The sequence below is a fragment of the Bacillus siamensis KCTC 13613 genome (genome assembly GCF_000262045.1).
In the GTDB taxonomy this organism is placed as follows: Bacteria; Bacillota; Bacilli; order Bacillales; family Bacillaceae; genus Bacillus; species Bacillus siamensis.
In genome coordinates this window covers 308,676-328,386 of record NZ_AJVF01000039.1, presented here as the reverse complement: position 1 = coordinate 328,386, position 19,711 = coordinate 308,676, and the positions used below count along the sequence as shown (strand labels likewise).

Sequence of the window (19,711 nt, the reverse complement as noted above, 5' to 3'; positions counted from 1 at the left end):
GTTTTATATACAAAAAAAAGACAAAGCCCGAAGACTTTGTCCTTTCATGAATGATTACATTTTTTCCGGAGCCGATACGCCGATCAGCTGAAGCGCGTTGTTCAGCGTAATTTGCGTCGCCTTCATTAAAGAAAGGCGCGCGCGGCTCTTCTCTTCATTTTCCGGATCGATGACTTTCTCCGCGTTGTAGAAACTGTGCAGAGCGGAAGCCAGATCATAAATATAATTTGTGACACGGTGCGGGATTCGCTTTTCCGCCGCTTCTGCCACTGCCTCAGGGAAGCCGCCGATCGTTTTCAGCAGGTCATATTCTTTTTCTGATTGAATATGGCTGAAATCAAGATCCGCCGCCGGTTTAAGTCCCTGCTCCTCCCCTTGGCGAAGCATGCTGCAAATACGGGCATGTGCGTATTGCGCGTAATACACAGGGTTTTCGTTAGATGTCGATACGGCAAGGTCCAAGTCAAAATCCATATGCGTATCAGCGCTGCGCATCGCGAAGAAATAACGGACTGCGTCAAGGCCGACCTCTTCAATCAGATCACGCATCGTGACGGCTTTCCCCGTACGTTTGCTCATCTTCATTTTTTCGCCGTCTTTATATAAATGAACGAGCTGAATGATTTCAACTTCCAATGTTCCTTTTTCGTAACCGAGCGCTTCAATTGCCGCTTTCATACGCGGAATATAGCCGTGGTGATCCGCGCCCCATACATTGATGAGCTTGTCGAATCCGCGGTCAAGTTTGTCTTTATGGTATGCGATATCCGGCAGCAGATAAGTGTATGAGCCGTCTTTTTTGATCAGCACGCGGTCTTTGTCGTCGCCGAACGTTGTGGAACGGAACCATGTCGCACCGTCCTCTTCGTATACATGGCCCTTTTCGCGAAGCGCCTCGAGCGCCTGATCAATTTTTCCGTTTTCGTACAGTGACGTTTCAGAATACCATACGTCAAACGGCACGCGGAAATTCTCCAGGTCGGAGCGGAGTTTATCAAGCTCGTACTTTAAGCCGTATTCCCGGAAAAATGCCCGGCGTTCGCTCTCCTCTTCATGGACGAAGCGGTCGCCGAAATCTTCGGCTAGCTTTTTCCCGATAGCGATAATATCTTCCCCGCGGTAGCCGTCTTCCGGCATCGGTTTTTCGAGACCGAGCGCTTCAAAATAACGGACTTCAACGGAAAGCGCCAGATTGTTAATCTGGTTGCCCGCATCATTAATATAGTATTCGCGGCTCACATCATAGCCAGCTTTAGAAAGCACGCTGCACAGCGCGTCACCTACCGCCGCGCCGCGCGCATGGCCTAAGTGAAGATCTCCCGTCGGGTTGGCGGACACGAATTCAACCTGAATCTTTTCGCCCTGTCCGACGTTTGTCTCACCGTAATGTTCACCCGCTTCAAGCACGGACGGGATCAGTTTTGTTAAGTAGCTGTTGTTCATGTAAAAGTTGATAAAGCCCGGTCCCGCAATATCCATTTTTTCAATGGAAGCCTTTCCTTTATCAAATGACGCCACGATCTCCTCGGCGATTTGGCGCGGCGCTTTTTTTGCGATTCTCGCCAGCTGCATCGCCATGTTTGTGGAATAATCACCGTGTGTTTTGTCTTTCGGTGTTTCTAACAGTACGCTTGGAATCTGGCTTTCTTCCGCCAGGCCCGCTTTCAGAACGGCCGCTTTGATTTCTTCCTTCAGCACGTCCTTCATTTGTTCCGCAATGTTCATGCGTGAGTTCCTCCCTCATACGTGATCGTCATATTATGTAAATGCTGCTGCTCGTCTCCGACATGCATGTCATATGCGATGCTGATTCGGCCTTTTTCTTCACCGAGATCAGATTGAATCGATTTTGTGCTTGTTTCCAGCTCAAGCTCACCAAATGACATTTTATATTTCGCAATTGTGGAAGCTCCCGTTATGAAACGCTGATTCATTTTAACAGCACCTGACCTCATGATCAGGACTTCGCCTTCGCTCACCTTCACAATCGTTTTTACTTTGCCTAGGTCGTGTTCTTCATAATAAGATAGATACACTTTTTGTTGTTTTACATAGTAAAATCCGGTAGTACGGAATTCGATGACTTCCTCATTTCCGTCATCCTCGATCACAGACTTCACATGGAGTGTTATCGGTGTCTCTTGCTTCATTTTGACACGTCCTTTTCATCATTCCACTTTGACTTGAATAGTATAATCATTCAGCTTGTAAACTTCAACTGCTTCTATCTTACCATCATTGCTCATTAGATTTGAAGATAAACCTCATAAAAAGCAGTTCCTTATAAGAAGAGAAAATCATATCACTATGTCACCCAATCCGTGAAAAACATGACAGCAGCTTTTCAGAAACTCACACAGTCTCATCGAAGCTGCTGCGACTTCCGGCAACATAGATTGTGCAGCAGCTATGCCAACGATGTCAAAGCGCTGCGTGTTCGAAATCGTCAAAGCCGTCCCTTTCCGCTTTCACACGCCCCTTGCCGTATTAATGGGACTCGCGGTGTTACTGATTCGGCTCATTTATTTATAAACGATTGTCTTATCGCAGCTCTGCTTCTCTCAACCTATGAAATAAGCTACATTGCAATCGCAGATGGACCCGCGCCAACCGGGATCACCGTCACAGCTGTATAATCGCTCGTGCGGTACACGGTCACGGTATTGTCGTCGGGCTGCGCTGCATAAATGTACTGATTATCAGGTGTTACGGCGAGGTCAGAAGCGCCGGGGAGAGACACGTTTGCAATGATCCTCTGTCTAGCCGTATTAACTACGTATAAGTTATTAATGAGGAACGGTTCACTATATGGCTCTAGAAAATAAGCCCTAGTGCTATCGCGAGAAAATACAATCGTCCTCAGAGTTTCAAATAAACGGTTGAAGTCGCCTCCCCTGCTTAATGGTGACAAACTGATCTCCGTTACACCTTTCGGCAGCAGCTCACCATTCAACACATACGCAAAATTTCCAGCGTAAGGAGTGGCAATTAAACTGGGAAATTCAAATGTATCTATGATACTTTCTACCAACTGCCCAGTATTTACATCATATTTATCAACCGACCAACTGCTTCCATTAGCGGTATAGACATACTGTCCATTCGGATCAAGAGCAAAGTCTAAAGCGCCGGGTATCGGAATGACATCAATGACCGATTGAGAGGCCATGTTGATCATATATATAGATCCGGCGGCCATCACGTACGCGAACTCATCTGTTGAATCAAATTCAACCTTTCTCGGCCCTTCTCCAACAGTAATGGTATTTATGATGGTTAATGTTTTATTATCTAGCACTGAGACAAGGTTGGTATTCCCATGGAGGACAAACGTGAAAGCTTTATCAAAAGTAACGCCTAGATGAGTTGGCACGTCAGAAAAAGGGATTGTTTTTACAACAGTGTTTAAATCTGCATCAATAACCGAAACCGTGCTGTCTCCTGAATTGGCTGTAAACACATACGATTGAGGGTCTGGCGATGGCGGTAAAACAAGTGTCCCGGTCACCGTAAGCGGACTGCCGTAGAAAGGCGGTACAATGAGAAGATCTTCCACTGTTATTTGACTGAAATCAGGACAGCGGCCAGACTGCGCTGCATAATAAACGACTTGATCAATCTCTTCAGTATGAATCACAGAAACAGACCCGTCCCCTTGTCCATATTGATTTCGTACAGGCGACACACTGACAAGAAGCGTAACTGTACCTTTTACTCTCACGGCATATCGAACACCGATATCTTCTGGTTCCGGCCCAGTCTGGATTAAGCAAGGCTCACTGATACATAATAAATGAGCAGTACTCCATGTAACCGCCGCAGCTGCTTCGGCAGAATCAATAGTGAACCCCTCGGGAATGTCAATCGGCACTTGAAACGGCGCTTCTCTGCTAATTTCCTCATCACAAAAACAGAAACAATTTTCCTGTAAAGCAGAAAGATCATTCTTTTTCATGAATTCACGTCCTTTTAGAAATGTACAGCATGCAGTTGGTTAAATCACAATATCTCCCGGTGAAACCCCAAGAGATATCACAGTTTCCACAGAATTATCATCCGTGTTGTAAACAGTGATGTTCTGCTCTAAAAAATGAGCAGCATACAGAAATTCGCCATTCGGAGTAAACGCAAAGTCTCTTGCCGATTGCGGAACATTTCCTATAACGCCTGCACCATTCGGACTGACAGCATATAAATTGCCAGTGAAGCTGTCATGTAAATACACCCCTGATCCACTCGTAAACATTACATATTGGCCATCAGGCTCCAGCTCTTGGGTAATGCTGACCGTAAACGTATTTAAGTCAATAACCGTCAAATAATTGAACAAGAATTCTTGTTCTAAGACATACGCATACCGCTCCGGCCAATTTGTTTCTATGGATGATACGATAAGCTCTCGTTCAATCGTTCCTGTGACTTCACCGGTGAATAGGTCCACTTTTTGCACTGAACCAAAATCAAGAACATAGGCGAATAACCCATTGGGATCAATTGCAAAATCAAACCCTTCCACAGGAATCGACCTATCCACAGTTAACGTATCAATTCCAATCACATAAATCGCAGTAACGCCGAGAACATAAGCAAACTCATGATTTGGGATACATTTTATCGATCTAGGCGGCTGATCCAGCAGTACGGATGCTGTCACTGTTAAAGTGTCATAATCGATGACAGAAATCACATTATTGTCGAAGTGCAAAACAAACACAGCGCTTTTATCCGGAGTTATTTCAATACCTGTCGGCCGGTACGGCAGAGCAATCGTTGTCACAACAGTATGAGTGTTTGTATCAATCACAGAAACTGATTGATCATTTGGATTCGCTGTAAACGCATAAACGGGTTCCGGCTCAGGAACAAACACAATCGTGCCCGTCACCGATAAAGGACTGCCATAGAATGGCGGAACGACAACAAGGTTCTCGATGGTAATGTCACTGACATCCGGGCAATCATCGGGTTCATCAGAATAATAGACGACTTGGTCAATCTCTGCATTGCGGATGACAGAAACAGACCCGTTCCCTTGTCCATATTGATTTCGCACTGGTGAGACACTGACGAGAAGCGTAACAGTTCCCTGCAGGCGCACTGCGAATTGAACACCGATTTCATCAGGCTCAGGCCCCGTCTCAATGAAACAGCGTTCAATGACACAAGAAAGGCTGTCTGCATTCCACGTCACGTTTGCAACAGCTTCAGCCGGATCAACGACAAACCCCTCAGGCAATTCAATTGGCGCTTGAAACATCGCTTCACGGCTTGCTTCTTCCTCGCAAAAACATAAACATTCTTCTTGTGCGGCTCCTGCTTTTTCTTTAAAGGAAAGCTTGTTAGTTCTCATATCTTCACTTCCTTTTCAGACATACACTGCTCACGCAGATACAACAGAATATGGAAGATGCACTTGTTTGCTTGTACAAATTGTCGGGGATCATAGCGGATTTTTGAAATGATATCCGCAGACATGCAGTTTTAACGAAAGAAAACATTGCGGTTTTTTTGCGCTATCCTTCCGAATGAAAATGATAAAATATGTCATATACATAACGTGGAAGGGAGGGATTCGGAATAGTGGCGAGTGTTGTATCGTCTTCAGCGGTTGGAGAAAAAATCAACGAATGGTATATGTATATTCGAAGGTTCAGCATCCCGGACGCCGAGTACTTGCGGAGAGAAATCAAAGAAGAGCTTGCAAGCCTGGAAGATGACCAGGATCTTCATCTGTACTATTCTCTCATGGAATTCCGCCACAATCTGATGCTCGAATACCTCGAACCGCTGGAATCGCAGCGGATAGAAGAACAGCCGAGACTATCGGATCTGCTCGCGGATATTGATAAAAAGCAGGCCCGGCTGACCGGACGCCTTGATTATTATTTTAATTTTTTCCGGGGGATGTATGAGCTGGAATGCCGTGAGTATCTTTCAGCTATTCAGTTTTTTAAGAAAGCTGAAAGCAAATTGACGTACGTTACAGATCAGATAGAAAAAGCGGAATTTTACTTTAAGATGTCAGAAGTCTATTACTATATGAAACAAACTTATGTTTCAATGGACTATGCGCGGCAAGCTTATTTAATTTATAAAAATGGGGATAATTATAGCATTAGGTTGACTCAGTGCCATTCTTTGTTTGGCGCTAATTATCTTGATGTAAAGCAATATGATCATGCAATATCCCACTTTCAAAAAGCATATACGATGGCTGAACTGGATCAGCAGCCTCAATTAATGGGGAGAACACTTTTTAACATCGCTTTATGCTACAATAATCAAAATAATAAAGATGAAGCCATTCCTCATTTAAAAGAAGCCATAGCTGTTTTTGAAAAAGCTCAAATGAGTCATTCACTTCCGCAGCCCTACTTCTTACTTACACAGATTTATTTTAAGTTAGAAAATATAGATAACGCGTACGATTATCATAAAAAAGGTATCTCAATATGTAAGGAAATAGATGATATAATTTACGAGGAAAAGTTTAAATTTTTGGAATGTTTGTATATGCCGGATCCAAGAGATACGTTAATAAACGATTGTCTGCATTTTCTTGAAAGTAAATTGATGTATGCTGATATTGAGGAATTAGCCCTTGATGTAGCTAAATATTATTACACAAAAGAAGAATATAAAAAAGCTTCTGTATACTTTTTAAAAGTTGAAGAAGCCAGACAGCAGATCGAAGGAGGAGTGAATTTATATGAAATTGAAGTATAAATTACTTATAGTCTGTTTTGCTGTGAGTACGCTATTAGTATCAGCAGGAATAACGAATAGTTTAACTCCTCATTATTATATATCTGAACGTGCAATGATCTGAATTTATAATGAAAGATTTCACTTTAGGTTTGCGGTGACAATTCCCTTGAGTTTTTTTATTCAAGAGATAGATTCTATTACAAAAACCCGGAACAAAGGCTTCTTCTGCCCTATTATTCCGGGTTTTTTTCTTTCTACTTCACAAACCCAAGCAGCATTTCACGAATCATCTTGCTTGCCGTGTTTGCGGTTTGTTCTGAGTGGTCATAGACCGGTGCGACTTCTACGAGGTCAGCGCCTTTTACGTTGACTTCTGAGCGCGCGATTTCATGGATGGAGGCGAGCAATTCCTTAGACGTGATGCCTCCTGCGTCAACCGTGCCCGTTCCCGGCGCATGAGCGGGGTCAAGAACGTCAATATCAATGGTGACGTAAACAGGACGGCCCGCGAGCTGCGGCAGCACTTTTTTCAGCGGCTCAAGCACTTCAAACTTAGAAATGTGCATGCCGTTTTCTTTCGCCCATTCAAATTCTTCCTTCATTCCGGAACGGATGCCGAATGAAAATACGTTCTGCGGCCCGATGAGCTCGGCCGCTTTGCGGATCGGAGTAGAGTGGGAAAGCGGTTCGCCTTCATAATCCGTGCGCAGGTCAGTGTGCGCGTCAAAATGAATGATGGCAAGGTCCGGAAACTTCTTATACATAGCTTTTATGACAGGCCATGATACAAGGTGCTCCCCTCCCATGCCGAGCGGGAACTTTCCTTTTTCTAAAATGCTGTCCACGTATTCCTCAATCATATCAAGACTTCTTTGCGGATTGCCGAACGGAAGCGGAATGTCGCCGGCGTCAAAGAAATTCAAATCAGCCAGATCACGGTCGAGATACGGGCTGTATTCTTCAAGACCGATAGACACCTCGCGAATTCTGTTTGGGCCAAAGCGTGAGCCCGGGCGATAACTGACCGTCCAATCCATCGGCATGCCGTAAAGGATGGCGTCCGCCTCTTTCCAGTCGGGACGGCTTGCGATAAATACTTTTCCTGAATAAGCTTCATCAAATCTCATCTATAATACCCTCGCTTTCCTGTAAAAAAGCGCAAGATTCGCTCCTGCGCCATACATTTTTATTTGATTAAGTCGCTCACAAATTTCGGAAGAACAAATGCCGCTTTGTGAAGCTCTTTCGTGTAATACTTCGTATCGATGTCGAAGAAACGGCTGTCCTCCACCTCAAGCGGATCGTACTTTTTAGAACCGATTGTAAATGTCCACAGACCGCTTGGGTACGTCGGGATATTGGCCGTATACAGGCGGGTGATCGGGAAGATTTCTTTCACGTCACGCTGTACGTTTGTAATCAGTTCCGGCGTAAACCACGGGTTGTCCGTCTGCGCGACGAAGATGCCGTCTTCTTTTAACGCCTTGGAAATTCCGGCATAGAAGCCTTTTGAGAACAAATTGACGGCCGGTCCGACCGGCTCTGTTGAATCAACCATGATGACGTCATACTCATTTTCTGATTTTGCAATGTGCATGAAGCCGTCATCGACTCTTACGTCGACGCGCGGGTCATCAAGTTTGCCCGCAATGGACGGAAGAAATTTTTTAGAGTATTCAATGACCTTGCCGTCAATGTCGACAAGCGTCGCTTTTTTTACGCCAGGGTGCTTTAAAATCTCTCTGATGACACCGCCGTCTCCGCCGCCCACAACGAGGACGTTTTCCGGATTCGGGTGCGTAAATAACGGTACGTGCGCAACCATTTCATGATAAACGAATTCGTCTTTTTCAGAAGTCATGACCATTCCGTCTAAGAACAGCATGTTTCCGAATTCTTCTGTCTCTACCATTTCCAGATGCTGAAATTCAGTCTGTTCAGTATGTAATGTTTGTTTCACCTTTAATGTAATGCCGAAATTCTTCGTCTGCTTCTCCGTATACCAAAGCTCGCTCAATTGTCATCTCCCTTTCAAGGCTTATTTCATTTATTGTAAGCGTCTGTTTCGCTTTTATTCCGGTTAAAATCTCATTTTCACCTAAGGAAAAAGTATAGAGGATGGCGGGGAAAAAGTAAAGAAGTGTCGGGTTTGATATGTTTAAAAAACCCCCTTTTTTCACATAATAATAGAATCATGAAAAAGGGGGTTCCCAAAAGTGGATAAAGTATCTGGAAAACAGCTCAGAATCACGCTCAAAATCATCCGCGCCTGCATCTTTCTGACACTGATCGGCGGAATGCTGGCCGGTGTCTGCTTCACATCCGTTCTTCTTGCAGCGAAATGGCAGGGCGCCCCCTCCGTCCGGGTCCCTCAGTCTACGATTCTTTATGCAAATGACGGCTCAAAGCTGGGAGAGACCGATTTCGGTGAAAAACGCTACTGGGTCCGGTTAAAAGATATTAATCCGATGGCGGTGCAGGCCGCCATTGCGGTAGAGGATCAAAACTTTTACAGCCACCACGGATTTGATTACCGGCGGATGGCCGCTGCCGCGCTTGCCGACATAAAAGCAATGGCCAAGGTTCAGGGCGCCAGCACCATCACCCAGCAATACGCAAGAAACCTCTATCTTGAGCATGATAAGACATGGAAACGAAAATGGAATGAAGCATTTTATACGATCCGCCTTGAACAGAACTATTCTAAAAACGAGATTTTAGAAGGTTATGTAAATACGATATATTACGGCCACGGCGCATATGGAATCGAAGCCGCCTCCCGCTTGTATTTCGGCAAACACGCCAAAGATCTGAACGATGCGGAAGCCGTGCTTCTGGCAGGCATACCGAAAGGCCCGTCCGGCTATTCGCCTTATGTCAGTGAAAAGAAGGCCAAACAGCGCCAGGAAACCATTCTCCGATTGATGACCGAACAGAAAATGATCTCAAAAGAAAAGGCGGAAAAACTCAAGAAAACACCGCTTGCCTATCAGCCGCTGAAAAACAGAACCGCGGCAAAAACGGCGCCTTATTTTTACGATGATGCGATGAAAGAACTCGAGAAAAAGCTCGGGATGACGCGCGAACAGCTGACAACAAGCGGGCTGCGTGTTTATACAACGCTTGATAAGCGCATGCAGCGGATCGCAGAAAACACTGTGGCACATACGATCCGTACCGGCTCTGACATTCAGGTCGGCTTTTCCGCGATTGATCCGGCAACAGGGCGCGTACTTGCGCTGATCGGCGGACGTGATTACGAAAAAAGCCCGTTTGACCGGGCGACACAGGCGAAACGCCAGCCGGCTTCCACGATCAAACCGCTTTTATACTACAAAGCGATTCAAAGCGGCTTTACTCCGGTCACGCTGATGAAAAGCGAAGAAACAGAGTTTCAGATTGACGATAACGGAGATACTTATTCTCCAAGCAATTACAACGGCTACTACGCCAATAAACCGATTACGCTGCTTCAGGCGCTTGCGTTATCAGACAACATCTATGCCGTGAAGACCCATCTCTTTCTGGGCATGAATAAGCTCGTGTCGGCGGCAAAGGAATTCGGCATCAGCGAACATTTAAAGCCCCTTCCGTCTCTGGCGCTCGGAACTGAACCCGTGCGCCCGATTGAAATGGTCAATGCCTACGCGATGCTCGCAAACGGGGGGAAACAAATCACCCCTTCCTTTATCACAAAAGTGACGGATACCGCCGGCAATGTCTTGTATGAACAGCCGCGCAGACATCAGCAGGCGCTCGATAAAAAAGCCGCATTTGTGACAGCGAGCATGATGACGGGCATGTTTGATCAGGATTTAAACGGCTATACTTCCGTCACAGGACGCACCATTTCAGACAGGCTGACCCGGACGTACGGCGGGAAATCAGGCACCACAAGCGCGGACAGCTGGATGATCGGCTTTAATCCCGCTCTTGCTGCCGGTGTTTGGACAGGCTATGACAAAAGCAGCACGATAGATTCCGTAGAGGAAAAAAGCTATGCAAAGACCATTTGGGCGGACTTTATGGAGAAGGCGCTCGAAGGAGAACCGGAAATAGCGCTTAAACCGCCGAAGGGCGTCACGGGCGTCTATATCGATCCCGCTTCCGGCTACACATCGGGACCCGGATGCGCCGCAAAGCATTATACGTATTTTATCGCGGGCACAGAGCCCGCCGATGTGTGCTACGGACCGGAACCGTCTAAAAAAGAAAAGGAACACGCTCCCGCCCGCAAGGAACCTCCGCGCAGAAAGTGGTGGGATAAGTGGCTCGGCAAAAAAGACTAAGCCCGGTGCATTTAGCGCCGGGCTTTACTCCGCATCTTCCTCAAGCACCCACGGGAGCAAGAGTGAAAAGTCGAGATGGATAATAGGATCGGGAAAATCCTTCGGTATAAAAAATGTTGTACTCGGCAAAGAAAATGAAAAGCGGATATCTCCCGCTCTCTCAATATGATACTCCGGCCAGCCTTCCCTAAGCCTGCCGACAATCGGATAACTGCCCGCATAATGATGCAGGCCGTTTTCCTTTCCATGCTCCCCCAAGTCGCGGCAGACAGCCGGACGAATCCCAAACTGCGTAAACAGCCTTGTTTTCTCGGCGGGAAGGAGATTCATCGCCTCGGAAAAGTTCCGGCAGCTCCCGCAATCGCAAGGATCAGCCCATGATTTTTCATATTGTTTTCTCGTTTCCGCCGCATCTGCTTCAATGACCCAAGGCCCGATTTCAAATACGGTGAACATGATGAAACCTCCGCTAAACATGAAAAACCCCGAGTCTTGGTTCGGCTCGGGACTTTCCATGTCCTGATTCTGTATCAACAGTTTACTCAGTAAAAATGTAAAATAGTGCAAATATTTATAAAGTTCACAAAAAGTTCACAAATTATTTTTCTTCCGGAAGCAGACCCGTCTTCAATTCATCAGATGAACGGTCCCATAGCCCTTGGTCATGCTTCTGAAGAAATTCAGCAAGCACCTGCTTTGAGCTGTCATCCATTTTATCCACGATAATGCGGCGCTTCATTGATTTATCCATTAAATTCACATGCTCCGGCAATGACTTATAACCTCTGCGGATACTTCTGTCCACTGTCATTTCACAAGCCGTCACACCCGCGTAATAAGGGCCTTCTTCTTTTCTGTCAATGGTGACCCACACGAGCCAGTACGGTTTTCCGTTCGGCACTTCATCCTTGTTCGGCAGGAATTTGATCCCTTTTTCTACGACACTGCGGGCGTGCATGGCGCCGATATCGACGAAGGCTTCCTTCTCTTCCACATCGACAAATACCGGAGAAATATTGTCAAGGCTCAGCGATCCGGCGCCGAAACCGCCATGTCCGTCGGTCGGATCACTTTTAATGATATTAAATCCGATTGTTTTTTTCTTTTTTTCTTCCATGAAAATACCCTCCTACAAAAGCGGTTGAAATATAATGGCAAAAACCTTGAGAATCCAGTCTCTTCCCTCGCTTAACAGCGGCCACACGACATAAGAGCCGACCGGTGTCACAAACAGCACGAGAAACACGATGATCCCGTAGCTCTCAAATTGAGTCATTTTCGCGCGCACCCGCGGCGGCACGAGATCCTCAATAATCCGATAGCCGTCAAGCGGAGGAAGCGGCAGCAGGTTGAATAAACAAAGCGCGAGGTTCAGCTGAATCCATATAGAGAAAAAGCGGTCAAGCCCCATGCTGAATGCCGAAAGCAGCTCCATTCCGTAAGCATGCATCAACACTAGCAAAAAGAAACCGATAAAGGCAAGAAGCAGGTTGCTTACAGGCCCCGCGACGGAAACCAGCACCCCGGCCAGCCGCGGTCTTTTAAAGGCGCGGCGGTTCACCGGCACCGGACGGGCCCAGCCGAAACCTGCGACCAAAATAAGAATGGTTCCGAAAACATCAAGATGTTTAATCGGATTGAGCGTTAATCTTCCCTGTCTCGCCGCTGTATCATCACCGAACCGATACGCGACATACGCGTGCGCCAGTTCATGCATCGTAAATGCCACGATCAGCGTAATGACGACATAGGGCATAAGCTCCAGCGGATAATATAAAAATCTGTCCAAATGTAAAAATCCCCTTTTTTAAAAATGCAAGATTGTCCTTCATTCAGTATACTATAAGTGATCTCTCTTCCAAAGAGAGGAAACAATAAAGGAGGATCAGCACCATGCCGCTCGTAACCGTTAAAATGCTTGAAGGCCGCACAGATGAACAAAAACGGAATCTGGTTGAAAAAGTAACAGAAGCCGTCAAAGAAACGACAGGCGCAGCCGAAGAAAAGATCATTGTCATGATTGAAGAAATGAGAAAGGATCATTACGCCGTCGCCGGCAAACGGATCAGCGATACGGAGTAATCCTTGATAAAGGCCGGCAATGCTGTACGCAGGCCGGCTTATTTCACAATCTTTTCAACCAGGCTGAAAAAGATTTTCTTTTCTTCCTCTGTCAATGCTTCGAACAGTTCGTCAATCAGCAGCTGCCGGTTTTCAATCATTTGCATGGCCGCCATTTTCCCCGATTCGGAAAGCGTCATCCATACCGTGCGGCGGTCTTCGTTGTTTCTCGACCTTTCCACGAACCCTTCTTTTTCTAAATGATTGAGAGCGGTTGTCGTGGCGGAAGGTGATAATGTAACCTCCTGCAATATATCTTTAATCGTACACGTGCCGTGCCGGTAAATAATCCTCAGAATAAATCCTCTGATATTGTTGATACTCTTCGGAATTGTCGCCTCGTCAAGCTTTTTCGTGCTCTTTAAATACTTTGTAAGAGCGTAATCCAGTACATTTGCTTGCAAGTTATCGTGCTTCATGCAGAAACTCCCCATTTCAAGATGCATCCATCATCATTTGTTAGTTTTTTATTACATTTTACTGATACCTTGCGGAGAAAGTCAAAATTCCGGCCGGAATGCCCGCAACTTTTATCCTGCCCTGTACAGACTTTTGTCTCCCTCTTTTTTACCATATCCTTTTATGCAATGCTGGTTTTATAGACACGATTCAGGTAAAATCATAAAGGTGGCTGATCTGATCGGATGCGGCAGACAATATGAATGGAAAAGAAACGAAACAGACAGGGAAACAGAACACAGGATTGTTGATTACACAGAAGATGTGACACGGGTAAAAGCCAAAGAGCTCCTCTTGGTTTTTGCTTTCGGATGGAGGGATGCGTGTTGCGGAATATCCTACAAAAAAAAGACATCACCCAGCTGCTTGAACAAAGCAGAAACAGGCAGACTGCCAAAACGATGGGTGGATTTGATTTAACATTACTGGGCATCGGCGCCGTCATCGGGACGGGTGTCATGGTCCTTACAGGCATTACGGCCGCGAAAAACGCCGGGCCTTCCGTTATCTTTTCTTTTATCATTGCAGCCGTTGTCTGCAGCCTTGCAGCATTATGTTACGCCGAAATCGCTTCTGTTCTCCCGGTTTACGGAAGTGCTTATATTTACTCTTACACGACGATGGGAGAAATTATCGGCCATTTAATGGGCTGGACGCTCTTATCCGTTTATATGGTGACGGCATCCGCGGTCGCAAGCGGCTGGTCAAGCTATTTCAATAATCTGTTAGCCGAAATCGGCATGCCTTTGCCGGACAGTCTGCTGCACGTGCCGAGCCAGGGAGGCATCGTCAACCTTCCTGCCATCATCATTACTCTATTAATTGCGGTCGTTCTGTCACGCGGCTCCAAAGAGAGCAAAACATTTAATAATATAATGGTTCTCGTAAAAATCGGAATTGTTTTGCTGTTTATCATCACAGGCAGCTTTTTTGTAAAGCCGGGCAATTGGCATCCTTTTATGCCTTTTGGAATGAAAGGCGTCATCACAGGGGCTTCTGCCGTCTTTTTTGCGTTTCTCGGGTTTGACGCGATTTCCGCTTCGGCTGAAGAGGTCAAAAAACCGCAGCGCAACCTGCCGATCGGCATTATCGGTTCACTGGTGATCTGTACATTAGTATACGTCATTGTCTGTCTCGTCATGACGGGGATGGTTCCGTATACACAGCTAAATGTGCCGGAAGCCATGTCTTATGTATTGCAGACTGTCGGACAAAATGCGGTGGCGGGCGTGATCGCTGCAGGAGCGGTGATCGGGCTGATGGCCGTCATTCTCGCGCATACGTATGCAGCGACCCGCATATCCTTGGCGATGGCAAGAGACGGAATGCTGCCGAAAGTCTTTACCATTGTCGGAAAGAAATCGGGAGCGCCGATCTTTAATACGTGGCTGATCGGACTGATCAGTGCATGCATTGCGGGTTTTGTTGATCTGAAAGAACTGTCGGATCTCTCAAACATCGGCGCATTGCTGACATTCGCCATGGTCAGTCTGTCCGTGCTGATTCTGCGCCGCACTCATAAGGATCTGCCTCGGGGATTTAAAGTGCCTTTCGTTCCCGTACTGCCGATTTTGGCCATTATCTGCTGTTTGTTTTTAATGGTCAATCTGCCGCTGAAAACGTGGCTTTATTTTGCCGCCTGGCTGATCATCGGCGTGATCGTTTACTTTTTATATTCGTACAAGCACAGCAAATTGAGACAATAAACAAAACCAGGCCCGCATGTTGCGGCCTGGTTTTTACATAAAAAAAGACGAAAGCCATCGCCTTTAACAAATGTGTTTCAGCTCTTCTATGTAGTGAAGCGCCTCATCATATTCTTCATCTGTATATTTCTGCTTGCTCTTGATCGTAAACACTTTCTCTTTCTTTTCCTCAGCTTCAAGGCCGTCAAAATACAAAATCGTAGACACCAGCTCCAGAAACCGGGATGAACGGCTGTTGACGCTGTCGATGTACTTCTTCATATCCGGCATCGTCAGCTCCGCGTGATGTAAAAACTCAGCGCCCGTCTCCGTCAGCGAATACCGGTATTGAAAGTAGCCGCCCTTTTTTTCCTTCACCTCATCCAGAAACCCAAGATTGCACAGCTCTTCAATTCGAAGCGTCAGTTCTTCGGAATACGGGCCGTAAAAATGAAAATCATATTTTTCGTAGAAAGGATACTGCATTTTCTTTGCGATATAAATGATTTTCTGCAGCTTTTTCCGCCCGATGATTTCTCCAGAATCCGAGAACACCTTCATCAGTTTTGCATGTTCTTTCAACAAATTCCCGACATCTCCTTTTCCTTCTTTACCAAAATCCTTTTATGTCAGTCCCAGCAGCTGCCGGATTTTTAATTTCGCTTCAGGGTTTTCTGAATCGTCAAAAATGAGGTCCATCGGATAGTACAGCTTATGATCCGTCCGCAGTTTTCCCGAAATGGATTCGACAATGGCGGACTGCCTGGACAGCTCTTTGATCTGGCCGTTCTGCGTTAACAGATGAATCGGCAGACGCTCCTCCTCTTCACCCGGTCGGTAAAAATCATACGGCAGATCCGATGAAGAATCGACCACCAAATAATAATTGGGATCAATTCCCGCCTCTTTAAACAGAGCAGTCAGTTCAAAATAAGCCGACATTTCCTCATTCGGGTTAAATTCGGCATACTGAAACAGCTGGCGGTTAATAAAGCGGCGGCACAAGTCGGACAGAATCTGATCCTCTTCATCCTCCCAAGCCTGGAAATAATATAAAATGATAGCTTCATCTAACTTCAGATAATCCTCAAGCGTCAGCTTCCCTTCAAAGATGGAATAAAAATGAACGGGAGCATGCGTGAAGATATACCCTTCTTCATGGAGCTGCTTCGCACGGTGGAGGATTTTCGTCAAAATGACTTCAGCGCTTCTCGTCACGGGATGAAAATACACCTGCCAATACATTTGATAGCGGCTCATAATATAGTCTTCGACGGCATGCATGCCGCTTTGCTTAATGACGATCTGATCCTCACGCGGACGCATCACCCTTAAAATCCGTTCCATATCAAAATGTCCGTAGCTGACGCCCGTATAGTACGCGTCCCGCTGAAGATAATCCATCCGGTCGGCGTCAATCTGGCTCGAAATCAGGCTGACCACCTGCTTGTTTCTGTATGTTTTAGCAATGACTTCTGCAACATCCTGCGGAAATCCGGGACCCGCCTTTCTGAGAACCTGATTCACCTCGGTATCGCCGAGAATAATTTCTCTCGTAAAGTCTTCATGATCCAGATGAAAAACCTTTTCAAAGGAATGCGAAAACGGCCCATGTCCCAAATCGTGCAAAAGCGCGGCGCTGAGACAGAGTTCGCGTTCATTGTCATCCCATTCAGGGCGCCCTTTAAAAACATCGTCAACCATTCTTCTGACAATCTCATAGACGCCGAGAGAATGGTTAAAACGGCTGTGTTCCGCGCCGTGAAACGTCAAATACGTCGTACCGAGCTGTTTGATCCGGCGCAGCCGCTGAAATTCACGGGTGCCGATCAAATCCCAGATCAGCTTGTCCCGCACATGTACATAGCGGTGAACGGGATCTTTAAACACTTTTTCTTCTGATAATTTTCCATTTGGATACGCCATCGTCATTCCCTCTTTTTTTTAGCCGTGATTCTATTATATCGGCTCAGTCTTTTGAAAACATCCTTGAATTTGTCCGGCGTTTTGTTCCACTTTTTCCGAAACTGATTTTTTTGAAGCAAAAAAGCCTGACCCATCGGGCGAGGCTGTCGAAACACACATTTACTTTTTGATCTTCTTTTTCACTTTCTCAATCAGCTCGTCCTCAGTCGGCGCCGACAGCGGGCGGTTGTTTACGAAAGCAAACGATTTTTTGCGTCCGGGCCCGCAATATGACTGACAGCCGACCTCCACTTTTGCATCCGGGTCAGCTTCTTTTAAACGCGGCAGCAATGTCTTAATATTGGTGGCTTGGCAATCATCACACACTCGGAATTCATTAGCCATGATGTACGCTTCCCTTCATTCAATGTTCCTCTATGTTAAATCTTAATTTTAAAAACGAAAAAAATCACATCACATCTCATTGTACAAGGATTCATCTTATCCTGCAAGGCTCTGGGTATCTCTCATTCTTTCAGCCAATTTGTATAAATATTTTCCAATCTGGACATTCTAATACCATCAAAGATATTGGGGGTTGAGAACATTGACAAAACAAAGACAGGACGCCTGGTCAGAGGAAAACGACCTGCTGCTTGCGGAAACCGTGCTCCGTCACGTTCGGGAAGGAAGCACGCAGCTGAACGCCTTTGAAGAGGTAGGCGATAAGTTAAACAGAACGTCGGCAGCGTGCGGATTCAGATGGAATGCCGTCGTCCGCCATCAATACGAAAAAGCGCTTCAGCTCGCCAAAAAACAGCGGAAACAGCGGATGCGCGCGCTCGGAAACGGACAGCCGGCCAAGAAGAAACTATTATATCAGCCGCCTGCTCCGGAAGCGGATATCATGCAGGAAACCGCAGCCGAAGAGACGGTTCAAGCAGAAGCGCCTAAAGAAGACCGGCAAGCCGTCATGTCCGGCGAACATATGCCTTATGTCGATGAAAGCTTCAAGGAAGAGTTAGCTAGTTTATCACATTTGCTGGCGCCTCAGCAGCCGAGCCAAAAGGCGGAGCTCACAATGGCAGACGTCATTCAATTTCTGCAGAGCTATGAAGGCAGCGGAAAGCAAACTTCCGCCCTGCAAATGGAAAATGACCGTTTAAAACGGGAAAACAAAGAATTGCAGTCTAAAACCGAGCAGCTGGAAGCGGCCGTCGAAAAGCTTGAAAAAGACCAAAAAACCATTCAGGAAGACTACGAAACCTTGGTTAAAATTATGAACAGAGCCAGAAAACTAGTTTTATTTGAAGAAGACGAACACGCCTCCCCGTCCTTCAAAATGGACCGGAACGGCAATTTAGAAAAAATGGCCGAATAACGGAAAAACCCCCTTTCCTTGTCATGGAAAAAGGGGTTTTTGCCATTTGTCAATGACGTACAACCTGATCTATATTAATGTAAACATTGTTCATGAGGTCTTCTTCCCGCAAGGCCTGCATATCTCGGTTCCCGCCCGCACATAAGCATAAAGATTCAATTCCTCACCCCAAATGGTTCTTGGGAATTATTGCTTGATTTACTACTGTGCAATACACTGTATAAATAATACAATTATTAGATATGATGGGAATGATAGTAAATGAGTAGCCAATTACGAAAAGGAGCGTTGGAACTTTGTGTGTTATCCCTGCTTCTTTATGAAGATTTATATGGTTATGAATTAATCAAGATCATAAGTGAAACGTTCCCTGTATCGGAGGGCACCATCTACCCCATATTACGAAGACTCACAAAAAATAACTATTTAAAAACGTATACAGCAGCTTCAGATCAAGGCCCGTCACGCAAATATTACAAAGTAACAGAAGAAGGCGCCTTTTATCATCACACATTAAAATCGGAATGGCTTGACCTGTCCGAAAAAGTGAACAGCATCATTAAGGAGGGAAAATGAATGTGTAAAGACCAATATTTAAAACATCTCCGGCGGGAAATAAAAGATCTGCCGGAATTTGAGCAAAAAGAGATACTCGCGGATATCAGCGAAATATTTGACATGGGCGGGGCTGAAGGAAAAAGCGATGAACAAATCGCCGGCAATTTAGGTCATCCAAAAACACTTGCGCGCACTCTAAAAGCGGATATTTTCATCAATAATGCCCAGGAGCAGAAGACATGGCGCTCCTTTTTCAAGGCATTCGGCCTGCTGCTGGGTATGGGCATGTTCAACTTCATGTTTATGCTGACACCGTTTCTTTTTGCCTCTGTTACGGTGTTAAGTTTGATGGCGATCGGCCTTATGCTGATGACCGGATCATTCTTTCTCCTCGTAAAAGTGCCGATTGTAACAGCCATCTTTAACGGATGTATTGTCCTCGGAGCCGGTATGGCAGTGTTTATGGCCGGATTTGATCTTTCGAAACTGATATTCCGCATCTTTTTGCGCTATTTCAAATGGAATGTCAGCGTTGTAAGGAGGGAAAACATTGAAACGGAAAATGTGGTATAGCATTGCTCTCATTTTAATCGCAGCCGGTCTGA

At 45.9% G+C, this 19,711-nt stretch carries 21 protein-coding genes and 1 pseudogene; 9 read left to right on the top strand and 13 right to left on the bottom strand.

The features are described 5' to 3' along the window. Positions 1-54: 54 nt before the first annotated feature. Together argS and Y79_RS0110280 are read right to left on the bottom strand one after the other, a co-directional pair. On the bottom strand, positions 55-1,725 hold the full coding sequence (argS, locus tag Y79_RS0110285; protein WP_016937597.1) for an arginine--tRNA ligase: 1,671 nt from the start codon (positions 1,723-1,725) through the stop codon (positions 55-57). Further along, the gene (locus Y79_RS0110280; protein WP_016937596.1) at positions 1,722-2,150 is read right to left on the bottom strand and encodes a YwiB family protein; all 429 of its coding nucleotides are present in this window, start codon (positions 2,148-2,150) and stop codon (positions 1,722-1,724) included. The genes argS and Y79_RS0110280 overlap by 4 nt, the downstream gene beginning before the upstream one ends. A 153-nt stretch (positions 2,151-2,303) precedes the next feature. Here Y79_RS0110280 and Y79_RS1000000120840 point away from each other — a divergent pair. Continuing rightward, positions 2,304-2,514 (top strand): annotated as a pseudogene (locus tag Y79_RS1000000120840) (bacteriocin biosynthesis protein AlbG); the annotation flags it as partial. Positions 2,515-2,578: 64 nt separating this feature from the next. Here Y79_RS1000000120840 and Y79_RS0110275 read toward each other — a convergent pair. Together Y79_RS0110275 and Y79_RS0110270 are read right to left on the bottom strand one after the other, a co-directional pair. Next, a complete protein-coding gene (locus Y79_RS0110275) occupies positions 2,579-3,955 on the bottom strand; it encodes a YncE family protein (protein WP_016937595.1) in 1,377 nt (458 codons plus the stop codon). Positions 3,956-3,994: 39 nt separating this feature from the next. Next, a complete protein-coding gene (locus tag Y79_RS0110270; protein WP_016937594.1) occupies positions 3,995-5,350 on the bottom strand; it encodes a YncE family protein in 1,356 nt (451 codons plus the stop codon). A gap of 230 nt (positions 5,351-5,580) precedes the next feature. Here Y79_RS0110270 and Y79_RS0110265 point away from each other — a divergent pair, with 230 nt between their 5' ends. Continuing rightward, positions 5,581-6,726 carry a response regulator aspartate phosphatase gene (locus tag Y79_RS0110265; RefSeq protein WP_016937593.1) on the top strand — a complete coding sequence of 382 codons (1,146 nt, stop codon included), beginning with the start codon at positions 5,581-5,583 and terminating at the stop codon, positions 6,724-6,726. Then, positions 6,710-6,829 (top strand): PhrC/PhrF family phosphatase-inhibitory pheromone, encoded by a 120-nt coding sequence (locus Y79_RS1000000121265; RefSeq protein WP_115996635.1) that lies wholly within the window; start codon positions 6,710-6,712, stop codon positions 6,827-6,829. Before Y79_RS0110265 ends, Y79_RS1000000121265 begins: the two co-directional genes overlap by 17 nt. A 133-nt stretch (positions 6,830-6,962) precedes the next feature. On the opposite strand, the gene speB is transcribed toward Y79_RS1000000121265, so the two are convergent. After that, positions 6,963-7,835 (bottom strand): agmatinase, encoded by an 873-nt coding sequence (gene speB, locus Y79_RS0110260; protein WP_016937592.1) that lies wholly within the window; start codon positions 7,833-7,835, stop codon positions 6,963-6,965. A gap of 59 nt (positions 7,836-7,894) precedes the next feature. Further along, positions 7,895-8,725 carry a spermidine synthase gene (gene speE, locus Y79_RS0110255; RefSeq protein WP_013353957.1) on the bottom strand — a complete coding sequence of 277 codons (831 nt, stop codon included), beginning with the start codon at positions 8,723-8,725 and terminating at the stop codon, positions 7,895-7,897. A gap of 199 nt (positions 8,726-8,924) precedes the next feature. Between speE and Y79_RS0110250 the strand changes: the two genes are divergently transcribed. Next, complete coding sequence (locus Y79_RS0110250; protein ID WP_016937591.1) at positions 8,925-10,997, top strand: transglycosylase domain-containing protein; 2,073 nt, start codon at positions 8,925-8,927, stop codon at positions 10,995-10,997. 24 nt (positions 10,998-11,021) lie between these two features. Here Y79_RS0110250 and Y79_RS0110245 read toward each other — a convergent pair whose 3' ends face one another. The 3 genes from Y79_RS0110245 to Y79_RS0110235 form a co-directional block, all read right to left on the bottom strand. Next, positions 11,022-11,453 carry a hypothetical protein gene (locus Y79_RS0110245; protein WP_016937590.1) on the bottom strand — a complete coding sequence of 144 codons (432 nt, stop codon included), beginning with the start codon at positions 11,451-11,453 and terminating at the stop codon, positions 11,022-11,024. Positions 11,454-11,595: 142 nt separating this feature from the next. Then, positions 11,596-12,114: a YwhD family protein gene (locus Y79_RS0110240; RefSeq protein WP_016937589.1), complete on the bottom strand. Its 519-nt coding sequence runs from the start codon at positions 12,112-12,114 to the stop codon at positions 11,596-11,598. Between the two features lie 12 nt (positions 12,115-12,126). After that, complete coding sequence (locus Y79_RS0110235; RefSeq protein ID WP_003151043.1) at positions 12,127-12,786, bottom strand: site-2 protease family protein; 660 nt, start codon at positions 12,784-12,786, stop codon at positions 12,127-12,129. 104 nt (positions 12,787-12,890) lie between these two features. Between Y79_RS0110235 and Y79_RS0110230 the strand changes: the two genes are divergently transcribed. After that, entirely contained in the window at positions 12,891-13,079 is a 189-nt protein-coding gene (locus tag Y79_RS0110230) for a 2-hydroxymuconate tautomerase (protein WP_003151042.1), read from the top strand. Positions 13,080-13,117: 38 nt separating this feature from the next. On the opposite strand, the gene Y79_RS0110225 is transcribed toward Y79_RS0110230, so the two are convergent. Then, entirely contained in the window at positions 13,118-13,537 is a 420-nt protein-coding gene (locus Y79_RS0110225; RefSeq protein ID WP_016937588.1) for a MarR family winged helix-turn-helix transcriptional regulator, read from the bottom strand. A gap of 366 nt (positions 13,538-13,903) precedes the next feature. On the opposite strand from Y79_RS0110225, the gene Y79_RS0110220 reads away from it, so the two are divergent. After that, positions 13,904-15,283 carry an APC family permease gene (locus Y79_RS0110220; RefSeq protein WP_016937587.1) on the top strand — a complete coding sequence of 460 codons (1,380 nt, stop codon included), beginning with the start codon at positions 13,904-13,906 and terminating at the stop codon, positions 15,281-15,283. A gap of 63 nt (positions 15,284-15,346) precedes the next feature. Here the strand turns inward: Y79_RS0110220 and Y79_RS0110215 are convergent, their stop codons facing one another. The 3 genes from Y79_RS0110215 to Y79_RS0110200 form a co-directional block, all read right to left on the bottom strand. Next, complete coding sequence (locus tag Y79_RS0110215) at positions 15,347-15,847, bottom strand: YwgA family protein (RefSeq protein WP_007407653.1); 501 nt, start codon at positions 15,845-15,847, stop codon at positions 15,347-15,349. 39 nt (positions 15,848-15,886) lie between these two features. Continuing rightward, the gene (locus Y79_RS0110210) at positions 15,887-17,188 is read right to left on the bottom strand and encodes an HD domain-containing protein (RefSeq protein ID WP_016937586.1); all 1,302 of its coding nucleotides are present in this window, start codon (positions 17,186-17,188) and stop codon (positions 15,887-15,889) included. Between the two features lie 159 nt (positions 17,189-17,347). Then, complete coding sequence (locus Y79_RS0110200) at positions 17,348-17,572, bottom strand: YuzB family protein (RefSeq protein ID WP_003151034.1); 225 nt, start codon at positions 17,570-17,572, stop codon at positions 17,348-17,350. Positions 17,573-17,774: 202 nt separating this feature from the next. Between Y79_RS0110200 and Y79_RS0110195 the strand changes: the two genes are divergently transcribed. The 3 genes from Y79_RS0110195 to Y79_RS0110185 all read left to right on the top strand — a co-directional run bounded on the left by Y79_RS0110195 (position 17,775) and on the right by Y79_RS0110185 (position 19,679). Next, on the top strand, positions 17,775-18,548 hold the full coding sequence (locus Y79_RS0110195) for an RsfA family transcriptional regulator (protein WP_016937584.1): 774 nt from the start codon (positions 17,775-17,777) through the stop codon (positions 18,546-18,548). Positions 18,549-18,809: 261 nt separating this feature from the next. Continuing rightward, on the top strand, positions 18,810-19,124 hold the full coding sequence (locus tag Y79_RS0110190) for a PadR family transcriptional regulator (RefSeq protein ID WP_012118696.1): 315 nt from the start codon (positions 18,810-18,812) through the stop codon (positions 19,122-19,124). Further along, entirely contained in the window at positions 19,125-19,679 is a 555-nt protein-coding gene (locus tag Y79_RS0110185) for an HAAS signaling domain-containing protein (RefSeq protein ID WP_016937582.1), read from the top strand. Positions 19,680-19,711: the final 32 nt, after the last annotated feature.

What these genes read in the sequence shown, in the direction of transcription:
- Y79_RS0110225 (WP_016937588.1), bottom strand. Translation starts at nt 13,537, where the DNA reads ATGAAGCACGATAACTTGCAAGCAAATGTACTGGATTACGCTCTTACA.
- Y79_RS0110245 (WP_016937590.1), bottom strand. Translation starts at nt 11,453, where the DNA reads ATGTTCACCGTATTTGAAATCGGGCCTTGGGTCATTGAAGCAGATGCG.
- Y79_RS0110210 (WP_016937586.1), bottom strand. Translation starts at nt 17,188, where the DNA reads ATGGCGTATCCAAATGGAAAATTATCAGAAGAAAAAGTGTTTAAAGAT.
- Y79_RS0110270 (WP_016937594.1), bottom strand. Translation starts at nt 5,350, where the DNA reads ATGAGAACTAACAAGCTTTCCTTTAAAGAAAAAGCAGGAGCCGCACAA.
- argS (WP_016937597.1), bottom strand. Translation starts at nt 1,725, where the DNA reads ATGAACATTGCGGAACAAATGAAGGACGTGCTGAAGGAAGAAATCAAA.
- Y79_RS0110200 (WP_003151034.1), bottom strand. Translation starts at nt 17,572, where the DNA reads ATGGCTAATGAATTCCGAGTGTGTGATGATTGCCAAGCCACCAATATT.
- Y79_RS0110230 (WP_003151042.1), top strand. Translation starts at nt 12,891, where the DNA reads ATGCCGCTCGTAACCGTTAAAATGCTTGAAGGCCGCACAGATGAACAA.
- Y79_RS0110185 (WP_016937582.1), top strand. Translation starts at nt 19,125, where the DNA reads ATGTGTAAAGACCAATATTTAAAACATCTCCGGCGGGAAATAAAAGAT.
- Y79_RS0110275 (WP_016937595.1), bottom strand. Translation starts at nt 3,955, where the DNA reads ATGAAAAAGAATGATCTTTCTGCTTTACAGGAAAATTGTTTCTGTTTT.
- Y79_RS1000000121265 (WP_115996635.1), top strand. Translation starts at nt 6,710, where the DNA reads ATGAAATTGAAGTATAAATTACTTATAGTCTGTTTTGCTGTGAGTACG.
- Y79_RS0110240 (WP_016937589.1), bottom strand. Translation starts at nt 12,114, where the DNA reads ATGGAAGAAAAAAAGAAAAAAACAATCGGATTTAATATCATTAAAAGT.
- Y79_RS0110190 (WP_012118696.1), top strand. Translation starts at nt 18,810, where the DNA reads ATGAGTAGCCAATTACGAAAAGGAGCGTTGGAACTTTGTGTGTTATCC.
- speB (WP_016937592.1), bottom strand. Translation starts at nt 7,835, where the DNA reads ATGAGATTTGATGAAGCTTATTCAGGAAAAGTATTTATCGCAAGCCGT.
- Y79_RS0110280 (WP_016937596.1), bottom strand. Translation starts at nt 2,150, where the DNA reads ATGAAGCAAGAGACACCGATAACACTCCATGTGAAGTCTGTGATCGAG.